This is a genomic window from Phocaeicola sp. RTP21198st1_B8_RTP21198_201120 (assembly GCF_040929485.1).
GTDB lineage: Bacteria > Bacteroidota > Bacteroidia > Bacteroidales > Bacteroidaceae > Phocaeicola > Phocaeicola dorei.
Map to the genome: position 1 here is coordinate 39,771 of NZ_JBCOCI010000008.1, position 24,250 is coordinate 64,020.

Consider the following 24,250-nt stretch of genomic DNA (forward strand, 5'->3'; position numbering starts at 1 on the left):
TATCTTTGACTCAAATTTTGAACAAGCTATGAAAAAGACTTTGCTCATTTTATGTTGTTTGTATGTTGTATTTACATTACAGGCAGTTGATAGGGGATTGTCCAATTTTTATTTTTCTCATATAACGGGTGAGAATGGACTATCACAAAGTAATGTGAAGGCTATCATTCAGGATAGTTACGGGTTTATGTGGTTTGGTACAAAAAATGGTTTGAACCGTTTTGATGGAACTTCTATTGTACAGATGAACTGTGATGACTATGTAGCCGGTACGGGAAACCATAATATTTCTGCTTTGTTTGAAGATAAGGAACGTCAGTTATGGGTAGGAACGGATAGAGGAGTCTATCGTTATAATCCTGCCTTGGATATATTCACGGCAATGAATATGGAAACAGAAGAAGGGGTGAATATGAATAATTGGGTATCTAATATTGTGGCGGATTCTATTGGTAATATTTGGATTGTAATTCCTGATCAGGGAGTTTTTCGCTATAAGGATGAGAAGCTTTATTTTTATGAAGTAACCAACAAAGAGCATTTTAAAACAGAAGCTCCGGATTGTATTTTGGTACGCCCTGATGGTGATGTTTGGGTTGGTACATGGGGAGTCGGACTTTTTCGATATGATAGAAATACGGATAAATTTGAACAATATTGTGTTGATAAAACCGGGCGTTCGTTAAAGGGAAAGAATATTAATTTTATTTGTAATTATGGTGATTGGATTGCAATGGCTATTCATGAAGGGGAACTAATGAAATATAATCCCGGTACGAATCAGCTGGTAAAAATAGATATACCGGAGGCTAACCATACATTTGTACGTAATGTAGCCTGTTTTGACAATGAACTATGGGTGGGAACTCACGAAGGTTTGTTTGTTGTAAATGAGAGGAAGAATAAAATAGTTCATTTGAAGCAAGATCTGATGCGTCCGTTCAGTTTGTCAGATAAGATTATTTATACTATTTACCGAGATCGGGAAGGGGGAATTTGGCTGGGAACCATGTTTGGCGGGGTGGATTATCTGCCTCATCATGATTTATTGTTTGATAAATATGTACCTGGGAGTGATGGGAACTCATTAACAACGAAACGGGTAAGAGAGATAGCTTCTGATAATAAGGGTAACATATGGATTGGCACTGAAGATGATGGGGTGAACATATTAAATATTGCTTCCGGAAAGGTAAGGCGGTTGAGATTGAACGATTATGATAAAGGGAACTATATGGTTACTTTGGGAATGTTTGTCAAAGGAAGCCAATTGTTCTGTGGCTTGTTTAAGCAAGGATTGGATGTGATTCAATTACCCGAGAATAAAGTTTGTCATTATACTCCTGAGGAGTTAAATATAGGAGAAGGAAGTGTTTATACTTTTTTTATAGATAATGAAGGATATAAGTGGATTGGTACAGGCTGGGGACTTTATAAAGCTGCTCCTACAAGTTTTCATTTTGACAAAGTGGAAGAAGTGGGATTTGATTGGATTTTTGATGTATTTCAAGATAAAGATGGAATGATGTGGTTCGCCTCCATGGGAAGTGGGTTATGGAAGTATGATCCCCATAAGAATCTTTTTAAAAAGTATACTCATGAGGAAGGTAAGGAAAATACATTGAGCTCTAATTCTGTGAGTTCTGTCATGCAGGATTGTAAAGGCCGTATTTGGATTTCTACGGATCGTGGTGGTATTTGTTGTTATAATTCTCAAACGGATGATTTTACTACTTTTTCTATCAAAGACGGTTTACCAGATGATGTGGCTTATAAGATCTTGGAAGATGAACAATCAAATTTATGGTTTGGAACAAATCGTGGACTGGTTAGATTTAATCCGGAATCAAAAGATATACGGGTGTATACCACTAAAGATGGTCTATTAGGGAATCAGTTTAATTATAAGTCAGCTTTGAAGGGTGAGGACGGTAAGTTTTATTTTGGTGGTATAGACGGATTGATTGCATTTGATCCTAACTCTTCAGAGAAAATAAATTTCTTACCACCTGTTTATATTTCAAAGTTCAGCATTTATAATCAGGAAATAACAGTTCACACTCCTAATTCTCCTTTGAAAAAGTGTATAGAACATACAGATGAAATTATATTACCTTATGATCAGGCAAATATTAGTTTCGATGTTGCTTTATTAAGTTATTCTACTACGGAGTCCAATCAGTATTATTATAAATTAGTTCCGTTGGACAAAGACTGGATACGGGCAGCGAGTAATCAGAATATTTCTTACGCTAAACTGCCTCCGGGAGATTATATCTTGCAAGTGCGGGCTACCAATAGTGCCAAAGAAGGCCCTTATGCTACCCGGTCTTTATCCATTGTTATTCTGCCTCCTTGGTGGCAGTCCGTCTGGGCTTATTTTCTGTATATTATATGGGGAATCTGTGTCGTACTTTGCTGGTTCTTTTGGTATAGAAGACGCAAAGAGAAACAGATGGAAGAAAAGCAGAAGTTATTTGAAATTGAGAAGGAGAAAGAACTCTATGAATCAAAAGTCAGTTTCTTTACTGAAATAGCTCATGAGGTGCGCACGCCCTTGACATTGATAAATGGTCCGTTGGAAGCAATTGAGGAAATGGATATCAAGGATCAGAAATTGAATAAGAATTTGAAAGTAATCGGGCAGAATACCAAGAGATTATTAGATTTGACTGGACAGTTGCTTGATTTTCAGAAAATAGGGGCGAGCAAATTTGAACTGAAATTTGAAACGGTTGATGTAACGGCATTGCTGAATGAAACGATTGCTCGTTTTGAGCCTACTATTCTGCAAAAGCAGAAAGAGTTATTGCAGCATATTCCCCAAGAAAGAATTATGGCTGCCATAGATAAGGAGGCTATCACAAAAGTATTGAGTAATTTGTTGAATAATGCTTTGAAATATGCCCGTCATACCATTACGATAGATTTATTCCAAGATGAAGCTGATTTTACAGTTCGTATTGTCAGTGACGGAGAAAAGATACCTGAAGCGTCCAGCCAACAGATTTTTGAACCCTTTTATCAGATGGAGAAGAAGGATACAGTTCGGATGGGAGTAGGCATAGGATTACCTTTAGCTCGTTCGCTAGCCACTTTGCATAAAGGCAGGCTTTATTTGGATATAGAACAACCGGAGAATACATTTGTTTTGATCATTCCTTTGAATAAAGAGGAAGTAAGGCAGCAAATAGAGAAGGTAGTGGAACAAAATATAGAAGTATTGGATGAGGAAACATCAACAGAAACAGACCAGATGAAAGGTTATACTTTATTGTTAGTAGAGGACAATGAAAGTATGAGATCTTTTATCTTTGAACGATTGGAAGTTTTGTTTACGGTGGAAACTGCTGTGAATGGACAGGAAGCGTTGGATGTTTTACGTAGTAATCACATAGATTTGGTAATCAGTGATATAATGATGCCGGTGATGAATGGCTATGAATTATGTAAGGAAATAAAGGGGGATATTGATTTGTGTCATATTCCGGTTATTTTCCTTACCGCCAAGAACGATTTGAAGAGTAAAATTAACGGATTGAAGATAGGAGCGGAAGCTTATGTGGAGAAACCTTTTTCTTTCAATTATTTGAAGAGTCAGATTTTGTCTTTACTCAGCAATCGTAGAAAAGAACGTGAGGCATTCTCTAAACGTCCTTTTTTTCCTGTGCATAATATGCAGATGAACAAGGCGGATGAAGAATTTATGAATAAAGTAATCAATGTAATTCAAGAGAATATTTCAGATGAAAATTTCAATGTGGAACGTATGGCTGATATCTTATGTATGAGCCGTTCCAGCTTATTGAGGAAAATAAAGATTCTGTTTAATCTTTCACCCATAGATTTCATTCGGTTGATCCGTTTGAAAAAAGCGGCCGAATTGATTCAGGAAGGTAAATACCGTATTGGGGATATCTGTTATATGGTAGGAATAAACTCTTCATCTTATTTCAGTAAATTATTCCTGAAACAATTCGGAATGACTCCGAAAGAGTTTGAGAAACAGTATCAAACATCCAAGGAAAAAGCTAAAATAGATTTGACGGAGAATCTCTGATTGAAAGAAATGCAGCAAAAAATGACACATTTGCGGATTCTTCGGACGCAGATGAGTCATTGCTGCAAAAATCCTATTTATTGCTGCGTTTGTATATTAACAGGTTGTCAAGATATGCCTACTTTTGACCATGCTTGAAAGGAAAAGAATTCCGAACAGTAAAGCAAACCTTAAGTAGATTTATCTCTTTGACAAACTAATAATATTATGAAGAATAATTGGTTAACTTTAAAATCATTGTTTCTCTGTGTTTCTGCATTGAGTGTTTCCGGTCTTATTTTGTCCGGGTGTACTGAAAATGCAAATCTAAATGTCGGTGAATGGTCTTTGGAGTACGATGCTCACGCTAATGGTATTGATATCAGCAAAGGCTCTAAGCTTATTTATGATAATGTATATGCAGCTTATAAATTGGCCGACAGTGTTGTTTCGACTCGTGATTATGCAAAGCATCATGTTTCTACAAAAAAAATCAATGATCATTTTGGAGAAGGGTATCATTATGAGGTGACTTATACTGGGAATAATTTGCCTGTACTGGTTCAATCTTTTTATGTATATCCGACAAAGGATTATGTGTTGACAGATTTTACTTTGGAAAGTACGTCTGAAATGGCTTCGAATTATATGGCGCCGGTCAATGTGGACCGAATGCCTGAAGTCCTGAACCAGGGTGAAAATAATCGTGCGCTTTTCATTCCTTTCGATAATGACTGTTGGATCAGATACCAATCTCATCCGCTCACATTTACAGAATTGACTAGTTATGAAGTTACTGCCATATTTAATAATGATGATCGTGAAGCTATGGTGATAGGTTCTGTGGAACACGATTCTTGGAAAACAGGTATAACAATAGGTAAAGGTAATATATATAATGTAGGTTCATTGGTATGTTATGGGGGTGTTGCTGATAAGACAACGCGTGATTCGAAACCTCACGGTGCATTGAAAGGTACGACAATCAAGTCGCCTAAGATTTTAGTAGGATTTTTTGAAGACTGGCGTGAAGGCATGGAAGAATACGCTCAGGCTAATGCTGTGATTGCTCCGCCCAAAGCTTGGGATAAAGCTGTTCCTTTTGGCTGGAACAGCTGGGGAGCGTTGCAATTTAATCTGACCTATCCGAAAGCATTGGAAGTTTCTGATTTTTATAAAGAGAATTTGCAGTCCCATCATTTTGTGAATTCGGATAATCTGGTTTATACAGGTTTGGATTCTGGTTGGAATAGTTTTTCAGAAGAGGAGTTGAAAGCTTTTGTGGATAGATGTAAGGCAAACGGTCAGATAGCCGGCGTTTATTGGACTCCGTTTACTGATTGGGCTAAAAATCCTGAACGTGAAATAAAAGAAATTCCGGGGTATAAATATAAAGATGTGTATCTCTATGCAAATGGAAAACCGCAGGAATTAGACGGAGCGTATGCTGTTGATCCTACCCATCCAGCTATTGAAGCTATGATGAAGCGTACATCGGAACTCTTTCATCGGGCAGGTTTTGAATATGTGAAAATGGATTTTATGACACATGGGGCGATGGAGGCTGACAAATGGTATAATCCGGAAATACAAACAGGTATTCAGGGATATAACTATGGAATGCAATTGCTTGACAAATATTTTGGCGATATGTATATCAATCTTTCTATTTCTCCTGTTTTTCCTGCTCATTATGCTCAGTCTAGAAGAATTGCTTGTGATGCGTGGAATAAGATGAAGGATACTGAATATACCTTGAATGCACTTTCATACGGTTGGTGGCAGGATAAGGTTTATCAGTTTAATGATCCTGACCATATTGTATTGCGTGATGCTACAGATGGTGAGAACAGAGCGCGTGTTACTTCGGGGGTCATTACAGGAATTTTCATTGCTGGAGATGATTTCAGCAAAGGCGGTTCTAAAGAAGTGAAGGAGAAGGCGATGAAATATCTGACTAATGCTGAGATCAATGCTATAGCCAATGGGGAATCTTTCCATCCTGTAGATGGGAATGGTGAAAAGTCAGAAAATCAGTTTGTACGCATGGATAAGGATGGTAAGGCTTATTATGCTGTGTTCAACTATATGGATCAAGAGTTGAAGATGACTACAGCTTTAGAGCGTCTGGGGTTGGATTCGTCAAAGGAATATAGGCTGAAAGAATTATGGAGTGGCATTGAAAGTACTGCTAAAACCAATCTGGAAGTAACGGTTCCTGCATGTGATGTTGTAATTTTCAAAGTGGAAGAATAAACCAATATAAACTTTAAATCGTACTTAAATTTACAAATTATGAAAAGAATTAGGCTTATTAATTTAATCCTTATCATGTTTTGTTGCTGCAATATGCTAGCACAGAACATAACGGTTACAGGACAGGTGGTGGATGTTACATCCGAACCTATCATTGGTGCAAGTGTAGTGGTAAAAGGTACAGCCAATGGGACTATTACCAATTTTGATGGTAAATTTACATTATCAGTTCAGAAAGGGGAAACATTGCATATTTCTTATATAGGATATGTTGCACAAGATGTTAAAATAATGGGTAACCAACCAGTCAAAGTTGTGATGTCGGAGGATACTGAAACATTAGATGAAGTGGTTGTTGTAGGCACTGCGATGAAGAAGAGTGATTTGACGGGAGCTGTTGCCAGTGTTAGTTCTAAAGTATTGGAAGAAAAACCAGTAACAAATGTAAATCAAGCTCTTCAAGGTCGTGTCGCAGGTGTGTTCATTTCTCAACCTACGCGTCCTACGGATGATGCATCTATTAAAATTCGTGGTATTAATACAATTAATGGATCTACAGACCCTATTTATGTCGTAGATGGTATGGTTATGGATAATTCATTCTCTGGATTTAATGCAGTCAATTTGAATGATGTGGCTTCTATTGAGGTCTTGAAAGATGCATCAGCTACAGCTCTGTATGGTTCACGTGGTTCCAACGGTGTTGTTGTTATTACAACTAAGAAGGGTAAAAAAGGCGAAGGTAAAGTTTCTTATGATGGCTGGATTGGCTTTCAGACCTATGCTAATACTCCAAAAACTATGAATACTCGTCAATTATTTGAACTTAGAAAGGAGGCCTATACGAATGGTTATATGCAAACAAATCCTGATGGAGATGTCAATGCTTATATCAATGATGTGATAATGGGATCGAATACTGTTTTTGCTGATTATGAATTCGATGCCTACAACAATAATAAAAATTATGATTGGCTGGATGCTGTGAGCCGTACTGGAGTACAACACAATCATGTAGTAAGTCTTTCGAATGGCAATGATAAAGGTTCTTATTATATTAGTTTTGGTTATACAGACAATAAAGGTGTAATTGAGAAGTCTGAACAAGAAAAATACACAGGACGTATTAATGCGGATCAACAGATTAAATCCTGGCTGAAAGTAGGTACTAATACAACTTTTACACGTACCGAGAACACGTTGGTTGATGATGGAGTAATGAATCGTGCACGTTGTGCTAATCCGATGTTGGAAATTTCTGATGAGATTGAAACTTTAAATTGGCAAGGTATTTTTGACCAAAATAATTTTAATCCATTACGTTCTTTGAAAGTCGATAATGATTTGGTGTATAATCGCTTGTTGAGCTCTAATTATATTAATATCAATCCTATTGAAGGATTAAACTTGCGTTCTACTTTCTCTATTGATTATGCTCAAAAGCAGCAAAATAAATATACCCCGAATGATATTTATGAGTCGGAACGTTATGGAACACAAGGTGAAGCCAAAGATGATAGAGATACACGTACTGTATGGCAATGGGATAATTCATTGTCTTATGAAGCCTCTTTCGGTAAACATAAGTTGAATGCGATGGTTGGTACCAGTGCTACACGGACTACGTATAATTATATTAATGCTACGGCAACAGGGTTTGGCACTAATTTATTTGGATATCATAGTTTGGGATCTGGTTATAAAAAAGATCAGCGCGGCTTAAGTACAGCTTGGTCCGAGCAAACATTATTATCTTATATCGCTCGTGTTAACTATAACTATGCGGGTAAATATTTATTGACGGCGACAGTGCGTTACGACGGTTCTTCTAAATTTGCTAAAGGAAATCAGTGGGGTATTTTTCCGTCTGTGTCTGCAGCTTGGAATATTACAGAAGAAAAGTTCATGAAAAATCAGACGATTTTTGATCAGTTAAAGTTACGTGCTGGTTTTGGTATCGTTGGTAATCAGAATATTGATGATTTTGCCTATTTATCTTTATATAATGTCAGCTATACGGGTACTTCCGATACAGGTTATACGAATTCTTTTGTTTCCAATGGGCGACGTGGTACTCCAGATATTAGTTGGGAGAAACAAAAACAATGGAATTTAGGAGTAGATATGGCTTTCTTACAGAATAGAGTGCGTTTGTCTGTTGATGCTTTCTTGATAAAAAATAAGGATTTGTTAATGAGCCATTCGTTGCCTACGACTACTGGTTTCAGCAGTACTATTGAAAATATAGGTGCGATTGAAAACAAAGGTTTGGAATTTGCTTTGAATGCCAATTTGGTAAGAGCTAAAGATTTTGAATGGAATTTTGCAGCTACATTGTCTATGGATAAAAATAAGGTAACTCAATTATATGGTGATAATGATGTTGTATATAATGTAGATAGTGATCGTAATATTCAAAAAGAAGGTAATTTATTCCTTGGTGAGTCTCGTAACACAATTTATATTTGGAAAACAGGTGGAATCGCCCAAGAAATTGATATGGATCGTTTGAATAAAATAAATTGGAATGGATATAATGTGAATCCTGGTGATTTGTATCCGTTGGATTATGATAATAATGGACAGATAGATCAAAATGACCGTGTTGTAATTGGTTCCACTGATCCTAAGTTTTATGGCGGTTTTTCTACAGATTTTTCTTGGAAGGGATTGTCTTTAAATGCAGTATTCAGTTATTCTTATGGGGCTAAAAAATTGAGTCCTTGGTATGAAACTTTGATTGGAAGTACTGGATCTGGAGTCGCATCAACGGATTTGTTGGATCGTTGGACTCCTGAAAATACAGATGCTGAATTTCCACGTGTGTTGGCTGGCTTTGATTATAATCATTATGGTGCAAGTTCTATGGATTTTAGTGTACAGAAAGCTTCTTTCTTGCGTTTGTCTGCTCTGACATTGGCCTATACTTTCCCAACTAAAGTGATAAATGCTCTGAAACTGGCTAACCTGCGTGTTTATGCCACTGGTTCTAATCTTTTTTGCTTAACTAATTATAATGGTTATGATCCGGAAACTGGTGATTGGTATCCTCCTACACGTATGTATACTTTTGGTCTTAATTTGGCTTTTTAATGGAAGGATAGAATAAATAGTCTAACTTTAAAAGAAAACACAACAATGAAAAAGATATATAGATATAGTGCGATATATGCTTTGGCTTTGACCTTTGCACTGAAAACCTCCTCTTGCTCGGATTTTTTGCAGGTAGAACCTACGGGATCTTTGACTGAAGAACAAGTATTTGAAAAAATAGATAATGTAGAACCTTTAGTTCTTGGATTGTATAAGAGTTATAGGGGCTGTAAAGAAGGACGTAATGGATTGATGCCTTATTTGGGGACAGATGAAACACAGCAGGGTAATTATCAGTTGATTTCTTCAGGCGATCAAGCCGGTATGGATAAATATAATGGACAGTTGAATCCTACATCTACTCAGGTTAGTTCTATTTGGAACAACCGTTGGCCGGCTGTCGTTTCAGCTGCTAAAGCTATATATGCATTGGGTATGACCACTGAAGAACCGGAACGTGCTAAACAGTTGATGGGAGAGGCATGCTTTATTCGTGGTTTATTAATGTTTGAATTAAGTATGTATTGGGGTGAAATCCCTGTGATAGATATGAACCGTACTGATGAATTGGGCTTGGGACGTCAACCTTTAAAGACTGTATGGGAATATATTATTAATGATTTTATTACTGCTACCAATAATTTGCCTGAGTCTTATAATAGTGAACCGCAGCGTGCTACTGTTGGGGCTGCATGGGCCATGTTAGGAAAGGCTTATATGGCAGCTCCGGAAGAGACAGGATTACGGGATTTTGCCAAGGCTGATGAATGTTTTAAGACTATTATTAATATGGGGCGATATGAATTGCTGAATAATTATGCTGACTTGTATCGTTATGATAATCCTAATACAAAAGAGTCATTGTTTGAGTTGCAATTTAATAATGTATATCCTGATTGTAATTATTGGGAGTTTGATTGTGGTTCTCGTGCATGTGACTCTTGGTTTGGTCAGGGATGCTCTTTCTCTGGTTACGACTTTCTAGTTCCGACTCCTTTTGCTTATAAGACGGTAGAAGAAGGTGGCATTTGGGAAGATGGAGATTTGCGTAAAGAAGAAGCATTGCGTTATGATTTTACGTATTATACTAATAAATATTCAGAAGATGGAACATTCGAATATGTAACTCCTGATTTGTCAAAGACTCAATGGACGGGAACTACAGATGAATTGGAACCGCATATAAAGAAATATGAAGACTATCGTACAGATATTCTTTCAGGGCTTGGCATTAATAACATGTGGAATTCTGGTAAGAACTTTTCAATGATTCGTTATGCTGATATATTATTATTGCATGCTGAATGTCTGAATGAATTAGGACAGACTTCGGAAGCAGTACAGATCGTGAATAATCAAATTCGTACTCGTGCATGGGGAGGAAACTTGCCAGAAGATAAGAAATGGAATTCGGGAATGAGCAAAGATGAATTCCGTGATAAAGTAATGGATGAACGTTTGCGTGAACTTTGTTTCGAAGGTTGGAGACGTATTGATTTGCTTCGTACTAATAAATTTGTAGAATTGATAAAAGAACGTAACCGTTGGGCAAAAGAATCAGGAACAATTCAAGATTTCCATAAGCGCTATCCTATTCCTGATACTGAAATTAAAACAAATGATGCATTCGGCCCTGAAGATCAGAATCCGGGATATAGCAAATAAATTGTTTCTATCCATATAAATTAGAAGCATCAGGAGGAAACATCTGCTTCCTACCTGATGCTTTTTCTTTTTCTGAAATTTGGAATAATATGAAAATAATACATAAAATAGAAACTTATACCTCTGACGGAAAACCTGTATTACGATTTACCGTAATGAACTCCTCGGGAGCTTATATGGAATTCACTAATTGGGGGGCACGTTGGATTACAGCTTCAGTACCCGATGTTCAGGGAGCATTAGCCAATATTTTGATCGGTTATGATACCTTGTCCGATTATTTGAAAGATTCTTATTATATGGGAGCAACTGTTGGCAGATTTGCCAATCGTATTGCTGATGCTTCTTTTACAATAGATAGGAAAACCTTCCATTTGGAAGTTAATGATGGGAATAATACCAATCATGGAGGTTTTTCCGGCTTTCATAACAAGATGTGGCAATGGGAAGAATTACCGGATGGCATCCGTTTTAGTCTGTATTCGCCAGACGGAGAAGGAGGTTTCCCGGGAAATATCCATGTGATAACAGACTATCGTTTCAATGAGGACAATGAACTTTCTGTACGGCATTATGCGGAAACAGACTGTGCTACTTACATCAATATGACTAATCACGCATATTTCAATTTGCGCGGAAATGGAAAAAAGATAACAGAGCATCGGTTGCATATTTCGTCTGACCGGATATTGGATACTACCTCGGCGTTCATTCCTACGGGAAGAAAGATGAAGGTGAAAAATACTCCGTTTGACTTTACTTCCCTAAAACCGGTAGGTGCAGACTTATATGCTGATCATGAGCAATTACTTTGGAATAAAGGATATAATCATTGCTATATATTGAAAGATAAAATGTCTGAGGAGATGTTAGAGGCTGCTTCTTTATATGAACCTGTTACAGGAAGAAAAATGACAGTGATGACTGATTTGCCTGCTGTTCTTTTGTATACAGCGGGATATTATGACCGACCGGATACAGCCATCTGTTTGGAAACACAATTTTATCCGGATACTCCTTCTCATTCGGATTTTCCTTCTTGCCTGGTGTTACCGGAGAAAGCTTATGAGCATTGCACCTTGTTTAGTTTTCAGGTGCAAAAAGAGAAATAGATGATTGATAAATATGAAAAGACTATAATATGAAAAACGTAAAAAAAACATGGGTTGTATTAGCCCTACTGGGATGTATGCAAGTACTGCATGCTCAAACTGTGTATTTACATAGCGATAACCCACAAATGAAATGGAAGTTAAAGCCTCAGGCTGAAGTCGGAACGGATGTGAAGTCACTTTGTGGAAACGGATACAATGTTTCTGCTTGGGTAGATGCTGTTGTGCCTGGAACAGCTTTTAATTCGTATGTAATAGCAGGGCTGGAGAAAGATCCTAACTTTGGTGACAATATTCATCAGGTAAATCGAGACAAATACGACTGTAGCTTTTGGTATCGTACTACATTCCGTGTTCCTGCTGATTTTACAAAAGAATTGATATGGTTGAATTTTAATGGGGTAAACCGTCGTGCGGAAGTCTATCTGAATGGAACATTATTAGGTAAACTGGATGGGTTTATGCATCGTGGACATTTTAATGTTACTTCAATAGTAAATCGTGATAAAGAAAATGTGTTGGCTGTACTTGTTCATATGCCTGATACTCCATTGGCTAATCAGGGCAGTCCAACCTATTTGTCTAGTGGCGGATGGGATTGGATGCCTTATGTGCCGGGGTTGAATAGTGGTATAACCGATAAGGTATTTCTTACTAATACGGGAACAGCTACTTTAATTGATCCTTGGATACGTACTAATTTACCTACCCGTGCCAGAGCGGATTTGAGTGTGGCGCTTGATGTCAAGAATAATTCGGTAGAAAAGACGAAGGTATTGGTGCGCGGAACAATTACCCCAGGAAACATTGTTTTTCAAAAAGAATTAGACGTGAATGCCCATACTACTGAACAGGTGAAGTTTGACAAACGCTATTTTCCACAACTGTGTATAGACCAGCCGCGTCTGTGGTGGCCAAATGGGTATGGAGAACCCAATCTTTATCATTGTAAGTTTGAGGTGATGGTGGATGGAAGAGTTTCGGAAACGAAAGATGTTTCTTTTGGTATAAAGAAATATTCTTATGATAAAGAGGGCAATACATTCCATATTTATATTAATGATATTCCGGTATTTGTTAAGGGAGCGAATTGGGGGATGTCTGAATATATGCTTCGTTGCCGTGGCGAGGAATATGATACCAAAGTCCGCCTGCATAAGGAAATGAATTTTAATATGATACGTAATTGGCTCGGCTCTGTTACAGATGATGAATTCTACGAGGCATGTGACAAATATGGCATTATGGTATGGGATGATTTTTGGATAAACTCTAATCCGAATTTGCCTTATGACCTCAATGTGTTCAATAATAATATGATGGAGAAAATAAAACGTGTGCGTAATCACCCTAGTATAGCCGTGTGGTGTGGCGATAATGAATCTAATCCTCAGCCTCCTTTAGAAGGATGGATGGCGGAAAATATTAGGACCTTTGATGGAGGTGATCGTTATTTTCAAGCAAACTCCCATGCTCAGGGCTTGACCGGTAGTGGTCCGTGGGGAGCATTTGAGCCTCGCTTTTATTTTACTAAATATCCTGATGGCTTGGAAGGAGATCCGGCGCGTGGCTGGGGATTTCGTACAGAAATTGGCACAGCTGTAGTTCCTACCTTTGAAAGCTTCAAGAAATTTATGCCCAAGGAGAACTGGTGGCCTCGTGATGAAATGTGGAACAAGCACTATTTTGGCCAAAATGCTTTTAATGCAGCTCCCGATCGTTATGATGCTTCTATAACCAAAGGTTTTGGCAAGCCCGAAGGGATTGAAGATTATTGCCGTAAGGCTCAGCTTGTCAATATTGAATCTAATAAGGCTATGTATGAGGGTTGGCTGGATCGTATGTGGGAGGATGCATCAGGTATCATGATTTGGATGGGACAGTCGGCATATCCGTCTATGGTTTGGCAAACTTATGACTATTATTATGATTTGACAGGAGCCTTTTGGGGAGCAAAATCAGCCTGTGAACCGGTGCATATTCTTTGGAATCCTGTGACGGACGGTGTGAAGATTGCTAATACCACAGCATGTGATATGGAAGGTTTGACTGCTGAAGTAAAAGTTTACAATCTGGATGGAAAGTCTGTGGAGGCTTATACAAAATCAGCTATTGTGAACTCTCCTAGCAATTCTACTGTGCAATGTTTTACGATAGATTTCAATAAAGAGCGTAAAAATCTGTCATTAAATAAACCGACCTTTGCTTCAAGTACCACTTATGGACAGCCTTCAGATGTTACGGATGGGAAAAAAGATACCCGTTGGGCAGCGGCAAAAGCGGAAAATGAATGGCTTTATGTGGATCTGGGCAGTGTGCAACCCGTAGGTGGGGTTCGCTTGAATTGGGAGGCATCTTTTGGTAAAGGATATAAGATTCAAGTGTCAGATGACGCCGAGACTTGGAAAGAAGTATATAAAACTGATGAAGGACGTGGAGGAATAGATGAAATTACTTTCCCCGAAGTTGATGCCCGTTATGTACGTATGTTTGGGACGGAACTAGGTTGGTGGTTTGGTTATTCATTATGGAGTTTTGATGTATTGGGTGGAACACAGCCTAGTGAGGGTTTGAGCGATGTACATTTTATCCGCCTGACGTTGAAAGATAAATCAGGAAAGGTTGTTTCTGAAAACAATTATTGGCGTGGCAACGACCGTTTGGACTTTACGGCTTTGAATACTTTGCCGGCAGCCGAATTGAAAGTTTCTTCTAAATTGTTGCGTAAAAATGGTCAGGCAGAGATTCGGGCAGCTATAGCTCACCTAAAGTCTGCAAAAGGTGTGGCGTTTGCAGTATATGTTCAGGCTGTTCGGACCTCAGATGGAGAGCGTATTCTTCCTGCTATTATGAATGACAATTATTTCACATTGATGCCGGGTGAAACCAAAGATATATGTATTACTTTTGATGAGGCTTTATTGCAAGGTGGTTCCTATAAATTGTTGGTAACACCTTATAATAATAAATAAGATGCGAGTTGGTGGAGCTTGGAGAATTTGAAATTCAGATTGGTGTAGCTTCCGATGATGTATGATTAAAGAAGAATATAATAGTGGAACAAATGAATTTGGTAAATATGGGAAATAAAATATTGTTTTTATGTGTTTCTCTCTTGGCGTATGTAAATTCTTACGCCAAGGTGGTCTTACCCGCTTACTTTACGGACAATATGGTTCTTCAGCAAAATACGGAGGTTACTTTTCATGGTAAAGCGGTATTGGGTAAAATCTTAAAAGTAACTACAGGCTGGAATAATGAAGTGTATGTGACTCAGGTGAATAAGGACGGTTATTGGAGTTTGTCTGTGCCTACTCCTGCTGCAGGAGGGCCTTATACGTTGACATTTACGGATGGTAAGAAATTGCAATTAAAAAATGTAATGGTGGGAGAGGTATGGTTTTGTTCTGGTCAGTCTAATATGGAGATGCCTGTTGCGGGTTGGGGGAAAGTCATGAATTATGAGCAGGAGATAACGGAGGCGAATTATCCTTCTATCCGTTTGTTTCAAGTGAAGAAGAATACTTCAGTAATTCCGTTGAGTGATATGGAGTCTACTATGGGAGGTTGGCAGGAATGTTCTTCCGCCACAATTCCTGAATTCTCTTCACTCGCTTATTTTTATGCCCGTTCATTATGGAAAGAATTAAATGTCCCTGTGGGTGTGATTGACTGTACGTGGGGAGGAACGCCTGCTGAAGCGTGGACCAGCTATGAAACATTGAAACAGGTGCTGGGCTTTCGTGAAGAGTTGGCTAAGATGGAACAATTGGACTTTGACCCTATTCGTATGGAAAAGGCCTATAATCAAGAACGCTCTGAGTGGCAATCTCTTTTTTCTAAGGAAGATAAGGGAATGGAGGAAGATAAGCCTTGCTGGATTGCACCGGACTTGTCAGAAGGACAATGGTGGGATATGTGCCTTCCTGATTACTGGGAAAAGAATGGATTGAAAAATTTTGATGGAGTAGTATGGTTCCGTCGTAGTTTTGAAATTCCAGCAGAATGGATTGGTAAACCGTTAAAACTAAATTTAGGAATGATTGATGATGAAGATATCACTTATTTTAATGGGGTGGAGATTGCCCGAGGGGCAGGCTATATGACACCGCGTACTTATACCATTCCTGCAAAACTAGTGAAGGCTGGTAAGGCGGTTCTTGCTGTTCGTGTTTCTGATTTTGGTGGAGAAGGCGGTATTCATGGCAAGGCGGAGGACCTTTATGTAGAAGCTGATGGAAAGCGGATCAGTTTGGCTGGAGATTGGAAATATCGTATCGGACTTTCTTTAACAGGATTTCCACCTGCACCGATTTCTCCTGTTCAAAGCTCCAGTTATCCTACGGTGCTGTTCAATGCGATGGTCAAACCATGGACTGCTTTTCCCATTAAAGGAGTAATATGGTATCAAGGTGAAGCTAATGTAGGTCGTTCAGAACAATATGGAGATTTGTTTCCTGCTCTCATTACGGATTGGCGCCGACAATGGCGGAGTGATTTCCCCTTTTATTTTGTACAATTGGCTAATTTTATGGAATCCAAGAAAATACAGCCGGATTCCGAATGGGCGGCTTTGCGTGAAGCGCAAACTAAAGCATTAAAACTTGACCAAGTTGGTATGGCCGTGACCATTGATATTGGTTTGGCTGATGATATTCATCCTAAGAATAAGCAAGAGGTGGGACGCCGTTTAGCTTTGGTTGCCCTGGCCGGTAGTTATGGAAAAAATGTTTCAAGTTCGGCTCCTGTATTCCAAAATTATATAATTAAGGGGAACAAGATGGAATTGGATTTCGGACAAAAGCAAGATGGATTTCAGATTAAAGGTACAACTTTAAAAGGCTTTACCATTGCAGGGCCGGACCGTGTATTTTATCCGGCAGAGGCTATGGTCCATGATGGAAAAATTATACTTTCTTCTACTGAAGTTCCTGCCCCTCTTGCTGCACGTTATGGCTGGGCAGATAATCCGGATTGTAATTTGTACGGAGAGAACGGGCTCCCGGTTGCCCCTTTCCGGACCGACTGTTGGTAGATGGTGTAAGTCTTAACCTTTTTTCTTTTCTTTATAAGCTGATGGAGGCATCCCCATCGTCTTAGTAAATAACCGGGAGAAATAAAGAGAATCCTCATAGCCTACCAAGGGACTTATTTGGTTAATTTTTAGGTTAGTAAAATCCAGGTAGTGACAGGCTTCCTGTATTCTGAGATAGGTAAGATATCGAAGAGGAGAGGAGCCTGTCTTTTCTTCAAACAGATTGGAGAAATAGGAAACTGAGAGGTTTACTTCCGCAGCGATATCTGCTAGGCGAATGGTTTTGCTCAAATTTTCTTGCATGAAATGAATCGCTATTTGCACCACATCCTTGCTTCTGCAACCATTGCGCATAGAACCGCAATCCCGATATTCACCAATAAACTTCATGGAACCTAAAAAATGGAAAAGACTGGTAGTGGCATAAAGCATATAGTTTTTGCTATATCCGGAGCTGATGGACGAGTAGATTTCCTCGAAGAGTACTAATCTTTCTTTGATTCGTGAATCCTCTTGTGGAGTGATGTCTTTCGGACGGTCAAAACCGGCACTGAAAAATGCAGCTTTTGTTCCATTGAAATGGATCCAGTAAATAGTCCAGGGATTTCTCTCATTACTGCCATAAGCGTGTGCCTGGTGTTTAGGTAGAATGAAAAATTGGTTGGCGGTAACTACATATCGATGTTTGTCTAACTCGAACCACCCTTCTCCCTCCATACAATAAATAAGGATAAACTCGGTTGCTTCCTCGGTGTTGCGTTTCCGGTAATGAAAACAGGCATGAGGATAATATCCTATATCTGTAATGTAAAGTTCGCTGCCTAACGGATCTTGCTTTAATTCTTCAATCAGAAAAGCAGGAAGTACGATGGCGCGTTCTCCTTTAAATCCCTCTTTAATTCGTGGCATATATCCATGTATTAGAATTGGATAACAAAGATAGCAGACTTCCTTGATTTTACCTACAATACAGGCTTGATTTCGATGATTTTGAGGGTATAAGCGTCAAAATTCTTATTTTATGGCGCATTTGAGTAGGGATTTTTGAGCTTCTCTCCCTATTTTTGCACTATAATTTTAATCGATAAATAATACCATGAAAGAAAGATTATTCTTCTTGATATGTTTTTTATGCATATCATTTATGTTAAAAGCGGCAGATAAGACAGTAATTAAAATTAGTACAGAAAATGTAGACCTTATTTACCGGGTTGGTAATAACGGACGTCTATATCAAAGTTATTTGGGAAAGAAGTTGAATTATGCTACAGATATTGCCCATTTGCCACAGGGTAGCGAAGCATACCTTACTCATGGCATGGAAGATTATTTTGAACCGGCTATTCATATAGTACATAATGATGGCAATCCTTCTACTTTATTAAAATATGTTTCTCATACTCGGAATCAAGTGTCGCCGGGGGTAGATGAAGTGGTGATTACTATGCAGGATGATAAATATCCTGTAACTGTAAAACTTCATTATGTGGCTTATCAGAAAGAAAATTTGATAAAGACTTTCACTGAAATCAGCCACCAGGAAAAGAAACCTGTGCAGCTTCATAAGTACGCGTCTTCCATGTTGCACTTGAATCGTGACAACTATTTCCTGACTGAATTCTCGGGAGACTGGGCTAGTGAGGCGCATGTGAAGGAACAACCTTTGGAATTTGGTAAAAAAACGATTGATACTAAATTGGGAGCACGTGCCAATATGTTCTGCTCTCCTTTCTTCCAACTTTCATTGGATGGAAAATCAGAAGAGAACCAAGGTGAAGTGTTGGTCGGAACATTAGGATGGACGGGTAATTTCAGTTTTGTATTCGAGGTGGATAATAAGAATGAACTCCGTGTTATATCAGGAATTAATCCGTATGCTTCGGAATATAGTCTGAAACCGAATGAAATCTTTCGTACTCCCGATTTCTATTTTACTTACAGTTTTACAGGTAAAGGACAGGCTAGCCGTAATTTCCATGATTGGGCCCGTAAGTATCAGGTGAAGGATGGGAACCAGACTCGTATGACTTTGTTGAATAACTGGGAAGCCACCTATTTTGATTTTGATGAAGCGAAATTGGTGAAGCTGATGGATGATGCAGTAGAACTGGGTGTGGATATGTTTTTGTTGGATGATGGTTGGTTTGCCAACAAGTATCCGCGCAGTGGTGACCATCAAGGATTAGGTGACTGGGATGAAACGGCTGATAAACTTCCTCACGGCGTAGGTTATCTGACGGAAGCGGCTAAGAAAAAAGGTATAAAGTTTGGTATTTGGATTGAACCGGAAATGGTGAATCCTAAAAGTGAATTATATGAAAAGCATAAAGATTGGGTGATTCATCTTCCGAATCGTGACGAGTATTATTTCCGTAACCAATTGGTTCTGGATTTGAGCAATCCGAAAGTACAGGATTATGTATTCGGAGTTGTGGACAATTTGATGACTAAATATCCTGATATCGCTTTCTTCAAATGGGATTGCAATAGTCCTATTACGAATATTTACTCTGTTTATTTGAAAAATAAACAGTCACATTTATATATTGATTATGTGCGTGGCCTGTATAATGTATTGGAGCGTGTGAAAGCAAAATATCCTAACCTGCCGATGATGCTTTGTTCCGGTGGTGGTGGACGCTCAGACTATGAGGCTTTGAAATATTTTACAGAATTCTGGCCTAGTGATAATACTGACCCTATTGAACGTTTATTTATTCAGTGGGGATTCTCACAGGTGTTCCCAGTCAAGACAATGTGCGCTCATGTTACTACATGGAATAAGAATAGCAGTGTGAAATTCCGTACGGATGTGGCTATGATGTGCAAACTTGGTTTTGATATCAAATTAGCGGATATGAGTAAGGATGATGAAACTTATTGCCGTACTGCTGTGCAGAATTATAACCGTTTGAAGCCGGTAGTTCTGGAAGGTGATATGTATCGTTTAGTTTCTCCTTATGGCAGTAATCATACCTCTACTATGTATGTGGGCAAAGATAAGGATAAAGCAGCGGTATTTGCTTTCGATATTCATCCTCGTTATGCGGAAAAAATATTGCCGGTGCGTTTGCAGGGGCTTGATGCAGACAAAATGTATCGTGTGAAAGAAATTAACTTAATGCCCGGAGCCAACTCTTCTTTATCAGGTAATGGTGAGGTTTTCTCAGGAGAATTTTTGATGAATGTAGGATTGAATTTGTTTACTGCACAGCAACTTAACAGTCGCGTAATTGAAGTTGTAGCTGAATGATTTGGGATTGATTGTATATAATTTAGTGTATTGCCTTTATCATTTATCTTTAGGAATGATGAAGGCAATTTTCTTTTTTAATGATGAATGATACTATGAGATTTTTCTTTTTGGCTTTTCTGTTTGTTTTGCTGTTTTTGTCGGAAAAGGTACAAGGACAAGCTGTTTCTTGGGGTGACCAAGGTAATGGAACTTATATAAATCCTATTTTAAATGCAGATTATTCTGATCCTGATGTGATTAGAGTGGGAGATAAATATTATATGGTTTGCTCTGATTTTCATTATATCGGGATGCCGGTGTTAGAATCAGATGATATGGTGAACTGGAGAATCATCAGTCAAGTGTATAATCGGTTTGATTTTCCCGGATGGGATAATAATGAAAATTATGGAGGAGGATCTTGGGCGCCTGCTATCCGTTTTCATGATGGTAAATTTTGGATTTATTTTTGTACACCTAGAGAAGGACTGATGATGAGTACTGCTACTGATCCTCATGGCCCGTGGACGCCGTTGCATTGTGTGAAGAATATAGGCGGCTGGGAGGACCCCTGTCCTTTTTGGGATGAGGATGGACAGGCCTACATGGGGCGTAGCCAGTTAGGGGCAGGTCCTATTTATCTACATCGTATGACTCCGGATGGTAAAACTTTGTTGGATGATGGGAAAATTATTTATACAGGTCCTGTAGCTGAGGGAACTAAATTTTATAAACGGCATGGTTATTATTATCTAAGCATTCCTGAAGGGGGAGTAGGCGAAGGATGGCAGACTATTTTACGTTCAAAAAATATCTATGGACCATACGAAAAGAAAGTAGTCTTGGAACAGGGAAACACTACTGTAAATGGTCCTCATCAAGGGGCTTTAGTAGATACGCCTGAAGGAGAATGGTGGTTTTTTCATTTCCAATTGACAGAACCTTTGGGACGTGTCGTGCATTTGCAGCCTGTTTGTTGGATGGAGAATTGGCCCGTGATAGGGGTGGATATGGATATGAATGGGATAGGTGAGCCGGTAAAGGTTTGGACAAAGCCTGGTGTAAGCAAAAGTGTTCTTGTTTCTCACCCTCAAACGACTGATGATTTCAATTCTTACACTTTAGGGCTGCAATGGCAGTTTAATCATAATCCAGTGAATACTCATTGGAGTTTAAATGAGCGTAGGGGCTGGCTTGCTTTGAAAGCCTTGAAGGCTGCAACATTAAGAGAATCTCGCAATATGTTAACTCAAAAATGTATGGGGTATCTAAGCACAGCCACTGTGTTGCTTGATTTTTCAGCGCTGGCTGATGGACAAAGAGGTGGATTGTTCTGCACAGGCAGTCTTTATAACGGAATTGGCATTAGTCGTGAGGAAGGTAAAAATTATCTGTATTTAGAAAAAAATGGTGACGTTCAGCAAGTAAAGATGGTTTCCGGTAAAAAAATCTATTTACGTGTTATGTTGGATGCAAAGAAGAATCGCTGCCAGTTGTTCTATAGTTTTGATAACTGTAATTTTATTTTATGTGGAGATGCTTATTCGTTAAAGTTCGGCGATTGGAAAGGTGCGCGTGTGGGCTTGTATTCATATAATACGTTGGGAATAGGCGGTAAATGTTATTTTGATTGGTTTAATTATGATTTTAATTGATAGAAGATGCCGTGACACATTATAAATCTTCAGGTGTTATCATTATATATGTTGCACTTGTAAGATGTATAATCTTTCGGGTCCAAGTTTTATATCAGAGATAACTGTTATTTATAAGAAGGGATATTCGTAACTTTCGGAGTCTGGAGTTGGGGAGTAAAATGTTTGTTCAAGTAGGGTCATTGCAGGGATTCGGATTTATATCTCAAATCCGGGATAATACACCGGCATGTGATTAATAAGACGCCGAGATAAAAGATATCACGGTGTCTTATTCACTTTTCTTCCGTATCAAAAAGTGATTTTTATAACCTATTTTGTGTAAAGAATTCTAGAACTAAAAAACGAAATGATGTATATTTTTTGAGTATTCTGAGACAAGATAGGTTCAATTATACTATCTTTGTGTTAAGTCGGCCTTTTAATAAAACTAGGAAAAGCATTTATTATGAATCAATATCCGGATTTTGATCAGAAACTATATGACGATCTTCGCCGTGGGAAAGAATATGCCTTTGCCGCTGTTTTTGAACGCTATAACCGGTTATTATATACCATAGCCTATCGTTTTTTGAAATCAGAAGAAGAGGCGGAAGATGCGACTCAGTATCTTTTTATGAAATTGTGGGAGCAGCGGACAAATTTTAGCTTTGAGTCGGGTATCCGTAGTTTGCTATTTACTATTTTAAAGAATTATATACTGAATGAATTGAGGCATCGTAGTTTGGTTTTCGAGAAACTATACGAAATGGCCCAACAAGTGAATGATGAAGATGAAGACGACTTTTTGACACAATTTGAAAATGGTGAACTCGGAAAATTCCTGCGGGTTGCTATAGATAAACTTCCTCCTCAGAAACAAAAAATCTGCTTGTTGAAAATAGAATATGGATTATCCAATCAGGAAATAGCCGACAGGATGGGGATAACTGTTCCTACTGTGAAATCCCATTACACACAGGCTATAAAAGCCCTCCGTAACGAGATAGAGTCTTTAATTATATGGTTTCCTGTGATATGGATTAATTTAATAGTCTGAAATGTACTCATACTTTTGTTGTGATGAGGTGTTATTATAAATATACAAAAAAAATAGATTATGAAGATAGATGAGTCGGTGATAGCTAAAGTGCTTGACAACAAAGCTTCTCCTGAAGAAGCTCGGAAAGTAGCTGGTTGGTTTGCTACGGAAGAAGGTAATAAGTATTTGTCGGAACGCTTTGACTGGGAAATCGGGATGTTGTCGGAAGAAATGCCGGAAAGTGTTGACTCGCATTCCATACCTGAAGTAAAGATGAAAGCGCGTTTTATGAATGAGATAAAATGTGAGCGCGGACAACGCCCGGTTGGTCGCAGATGGATGTGGGTGGCGGCTGTGCTGTTACCGTTTGTTTTTTTAAGTGTTTCTTTGTTCTTTTTGGCAAACCGGACGGGCATTTTCTCTGAACCGGAATATGCTGACATAAATGTTCCTTATGGTGAACAGATCCGGGTGATTTTACAGGATGGCAGTATTGTACATTTGAACTCGGATTCTCGCTTGAGGTATCCCAAGCAGTTTGGATTGTTCAATCGTACGGTGGAGCTTTGGGGAGAAGGGTATTTCAATGTTGCCAAAGATGAGAACCGCCCTTTTAAGGTGGATTTGCAAGGGGTGGAAGTGAGAGTAACTGGAACAAAATTCAATGTAAAGGCATATTCCGCCGAACCCAATATTTGGATAACCTTGGATGAAGGAGGAATTCTTTTCAGAGATCATAATGCGAAGGAGTACAGACTTGTTCCGGGGGAGAGTGCGGAATATAACCGTCAGTCGGGGAAATGCCTGATCTCCCGTCCGGATAATATGGAACAGATTTCGGCATGGCGTGTCAACAGCCTTAATTTTTACCTGACTCCACTCGGTGAAATTATAAAGGTAATGGAAAGACATTATGATGTTCATTTCATAGTGAAAGATTCTGCGGTATTGAAGAACAGGTTTACTCTGTCAACAGGAAAAGTCAATGCATCAGATGTGCTCTATGATTTGGAAGCCGTTTCGAATATTGTTTTTACGGAAATAGAAGAAGGTGTATTTGAAGTAACTTCTAAATAACGAGGGTTATAGAAGAAAAGTGGAATAGATGTGAGTGAATACACTTGCATCTATTTTTTTTC

Annotated in this window: 12 protein-coding genes; 11 read left to right on the forward strand and 1 reads right to left on the reverse strand. The window is 38.6% G+C overall.

The window, feature by feature from the left end; all coding sequences use genetic code 11:
- The first annotated feature begins 28 nt into the window (after positions 1-28).
- The 7 genes from AB5935_RS05990 to AB5935_RS06020 all read left to right on the forward strand — a co-directional run bounded on the left by AB5935_RS05990 (position 29) and on the right by AB5935_RS06020 (position 17,200).
- Entirely contained in the window at positions 29-4,060 is a 4,032-nt protein-coding gene (locus AB5935_RS05990; RefSeq protein ID WP_038611818.1) for a hybrid sensor histidine kinase/response regulator transcription factor, read from the forward strand.
- Positions 4,061-4,267: 207 nt separating this feature from the next.
- Positions 4,268-6,295 carry a hypothetical protein gene (locus tag AB5935_RS05995; RefSeq protein WP_007848345.1) on the forward strand — a complete coding sequence of 676 codons (2,028 nt, stop codon included), beginning with the start codon at positions 4,268-4,270 and terminating at the stop codon, positions 6,293-6,295.
- A gap of 39 nt (positions 6,296-6,334) precedes the next feature.
- The gene (locus AB5935_RS06000; protein WP_007848346.1) at positions 6,335-9,388 is read left to right on the forward strand and encodes a SusC/RagA family TonB-linked outer membrane protein; all 3,054 of its coding nucleotides are present in this window, start codon (positions 6,335-6,337) and stop codon (positions 9,386-9,388) included.
- A 45-nt stretch (positions 9,389-9,433) separates the two neighbouring features.
- Entirely contained in the window at positions 9,434-11,053 is a 1,620-nt protein-coding gene (locus AB5935_RS06005) for a RagB/SusD family nutrient uptake outer membrane protein (protein ID WP_007838856.1), read from the forward strand.
- Positions 11,054-11,142: 89 nt separating this feature from the next.
- Entirely contained in the window at positions 11,143-12,165 is a 1,023-nt protein-coding gene (locus tag AB5935_RS06010) for an aldose epimerase family protein (protein WP_007841134.1), read from the forward strand.
- A 29-nt stretch (positions 12,166-12,194) separates the two neighbouring features.
- Positions 12,195-15,137, forward strand: coding sequence for a discoidin domain-containing protein (locus tag AB5935_RS06015; RefSeq protein WP_038611815.1), 2,943 nt, complete (start codon positions 12,195-12,197; stop codon positions 15,135-15,137).
- Positions 15,138-15,229: 92 nt separating this feature from the next.
- Positions 15,230-17,200: a sialate O-acetylesterase gene (locus AB5935_RS06020; protein WP_007838853.1), complete on the forward strand. Its 1,971-nt coding sequence runs from the start codon at positions 15,230-15,232 to the stop codon at positions 17,198-17,200.
- 12 nt (positions 17,201-17,212) lie between these two features.
- Here the strand turns inward: AB5935_RS06020 and AB5935_RS06025 are convergent, their stop codons facing one another.
- Complete coding sequence (locus AB5935_RS06025; RefSeq protein ID WP_007838852.1) at positions 17,213-18,109, reverse strand: AraC family transcriptional regulator; 897 nt, start codon at positions 18,107-18,109, stop codon at positions 17,213-17,215.
- A gap of 187 nt (positions 18,110-18,296) precedes the next feature.
- Here AB5935_RS06025 and AB5935_RS06030 point away from each other — a divergent pair, with 187 nt between their 5' ends.
- From AB5935_RS06030 to AB5935_RS06045, 4 genes are all read left to right on the forward strand, one after another.
- Positions 18,297-20,453, forward strand: coding sequence for an alpha-galactosidase (locus AB5935_RS06030; protein WP_008672642.1), 2,157 nt, complete (start codon positions 18,297-18,299; stop codon positions 20,451-20,453).
- Positions 20,454-20,548: 95 nt separating this feature from the next.
- Entirely contained in the window at positions 20,549-22,090 is a 1,542-nt protein-coding gene (locus AB5935_RS06035; RefSeq protein WP_007848349.1) for a glycoside hydrolase 43 family protein, read from the forward strand.
- A 448-nt stretch (positions 22,091-22,538) separates the two neighbouring features.
- Positions 22,539-23,129, forward strand: coding sequence for an RNA polymerase sigma-70 factor (locus tag AB5935_RS06040; RefSeq protein WP_038611811.1), 591 nt, complete (start codon positions 22,539-22,541; stop codon positions 23,127-23,129).
- A gap of 60 nt (positions 23,130-23,189) precedes the next feature.
- Positions 23,190-24,188, forward strand: coding sequence for a FecR family protein (locus AB5935_RS06045; protein WP_038611808.1), 999 nt, complete (start codon positions 23,190-23,192; stop codon positions 24,186-24,188).
- The last annotated feature ends 62 nt before the right edge of the window (positions 24,189-24,250 follow it).

What these genes read in the sequence shown, in the direction of transcription:
- AB5935_RS06045 (WP_038611808.1), top strand. Translation starts at nt 23,190, where the DNA reads ATGAAGATAGATGAGTCGGTGATAGCTAAAGTGCTTGACAACAAAGCT.
- AB5935_RS06005 (WP_007838856.1), top strand. Translation starts at nt 9,434, where the DNA reads ATGAAAAAGATATATAGATATAGTGCGATATATGCTTTGGCTTTGACC.
- AB5935_RS06020 (WP_007838853.1), top strand. Translation starts at nt 15,230, where the DNA reads ATGAATTTGGTAAATATGGGAAATAAAATATTGTTTTTATGTGTTTCT.
- AB5935_RS06010 (WP_007841134.1), top strand. Translation starts at nt 11,143, where the DNA reads ATGAAAATAATACATAAAATAGAAACTTATACCTCTGACGGAAAACCT.
- AB5935_RS05990 (WP_038611818.1), top strand. Translation starts at nt 29, where the DNA reads ATGAAAAAGACTTTGCTCATTTTATGTTGTTTGTATGTTGTATTTACA.
- AB5935_RS06025 (WP_007838852.1), bottom strand. Translation starts at nt 18,109, where the DNA reads ATGCCACGAATTAAAGAGGGATTTAAAGGAGAACGCGCCATCGTACTT.
- AB5935_RS06000 (WP_007848346.1), top strand. Translation starts at nt 6,335, where the DNA reads ATGAAAAGAATTAGGCTTATTAATTTAATCCTTATCATGTTTTGTTGC.
- AB5935_RS06030 (WP_008672642.1), top strand. Translation starts at nt 18,297, where the DNA reads ATGAAAGAAAGATTATTCTTCTTGATATGTTTTTTATGCATATCATTT.
- AB5935_RS06035 (WP_007848349.1), top strand. Translation starts at nt 20,549, where the DNA reads ATGAGATTTTTCTTTTTGGCTTTTCTGTTTGTTTTGCTGTTTTTGTCG.
- AB5935_RS06015 (WP_038611815.1), top strand. Translation starts at nt 12,195, where the DNA reads ATGAAAAACGTAAAAAAAACATGGGTTGTATTAGCCCTACTGGGATGT.
- AB5935_RS06040 (WP_038611811.1), top strand. Translation starts at nt 22,539, where the DNA reads ATGAATCAATATCCGGATTTTGATCAGAAACTATATGACGATCTTCGC.
- AB5935_RS05995 (WP_007848345.1), top strand. Translation starts at nt 4,268, where the DNA reads ATGAAGAATAATTGGTTAACTTTAAAATCATTGTTTCTCTGTGTTTCT.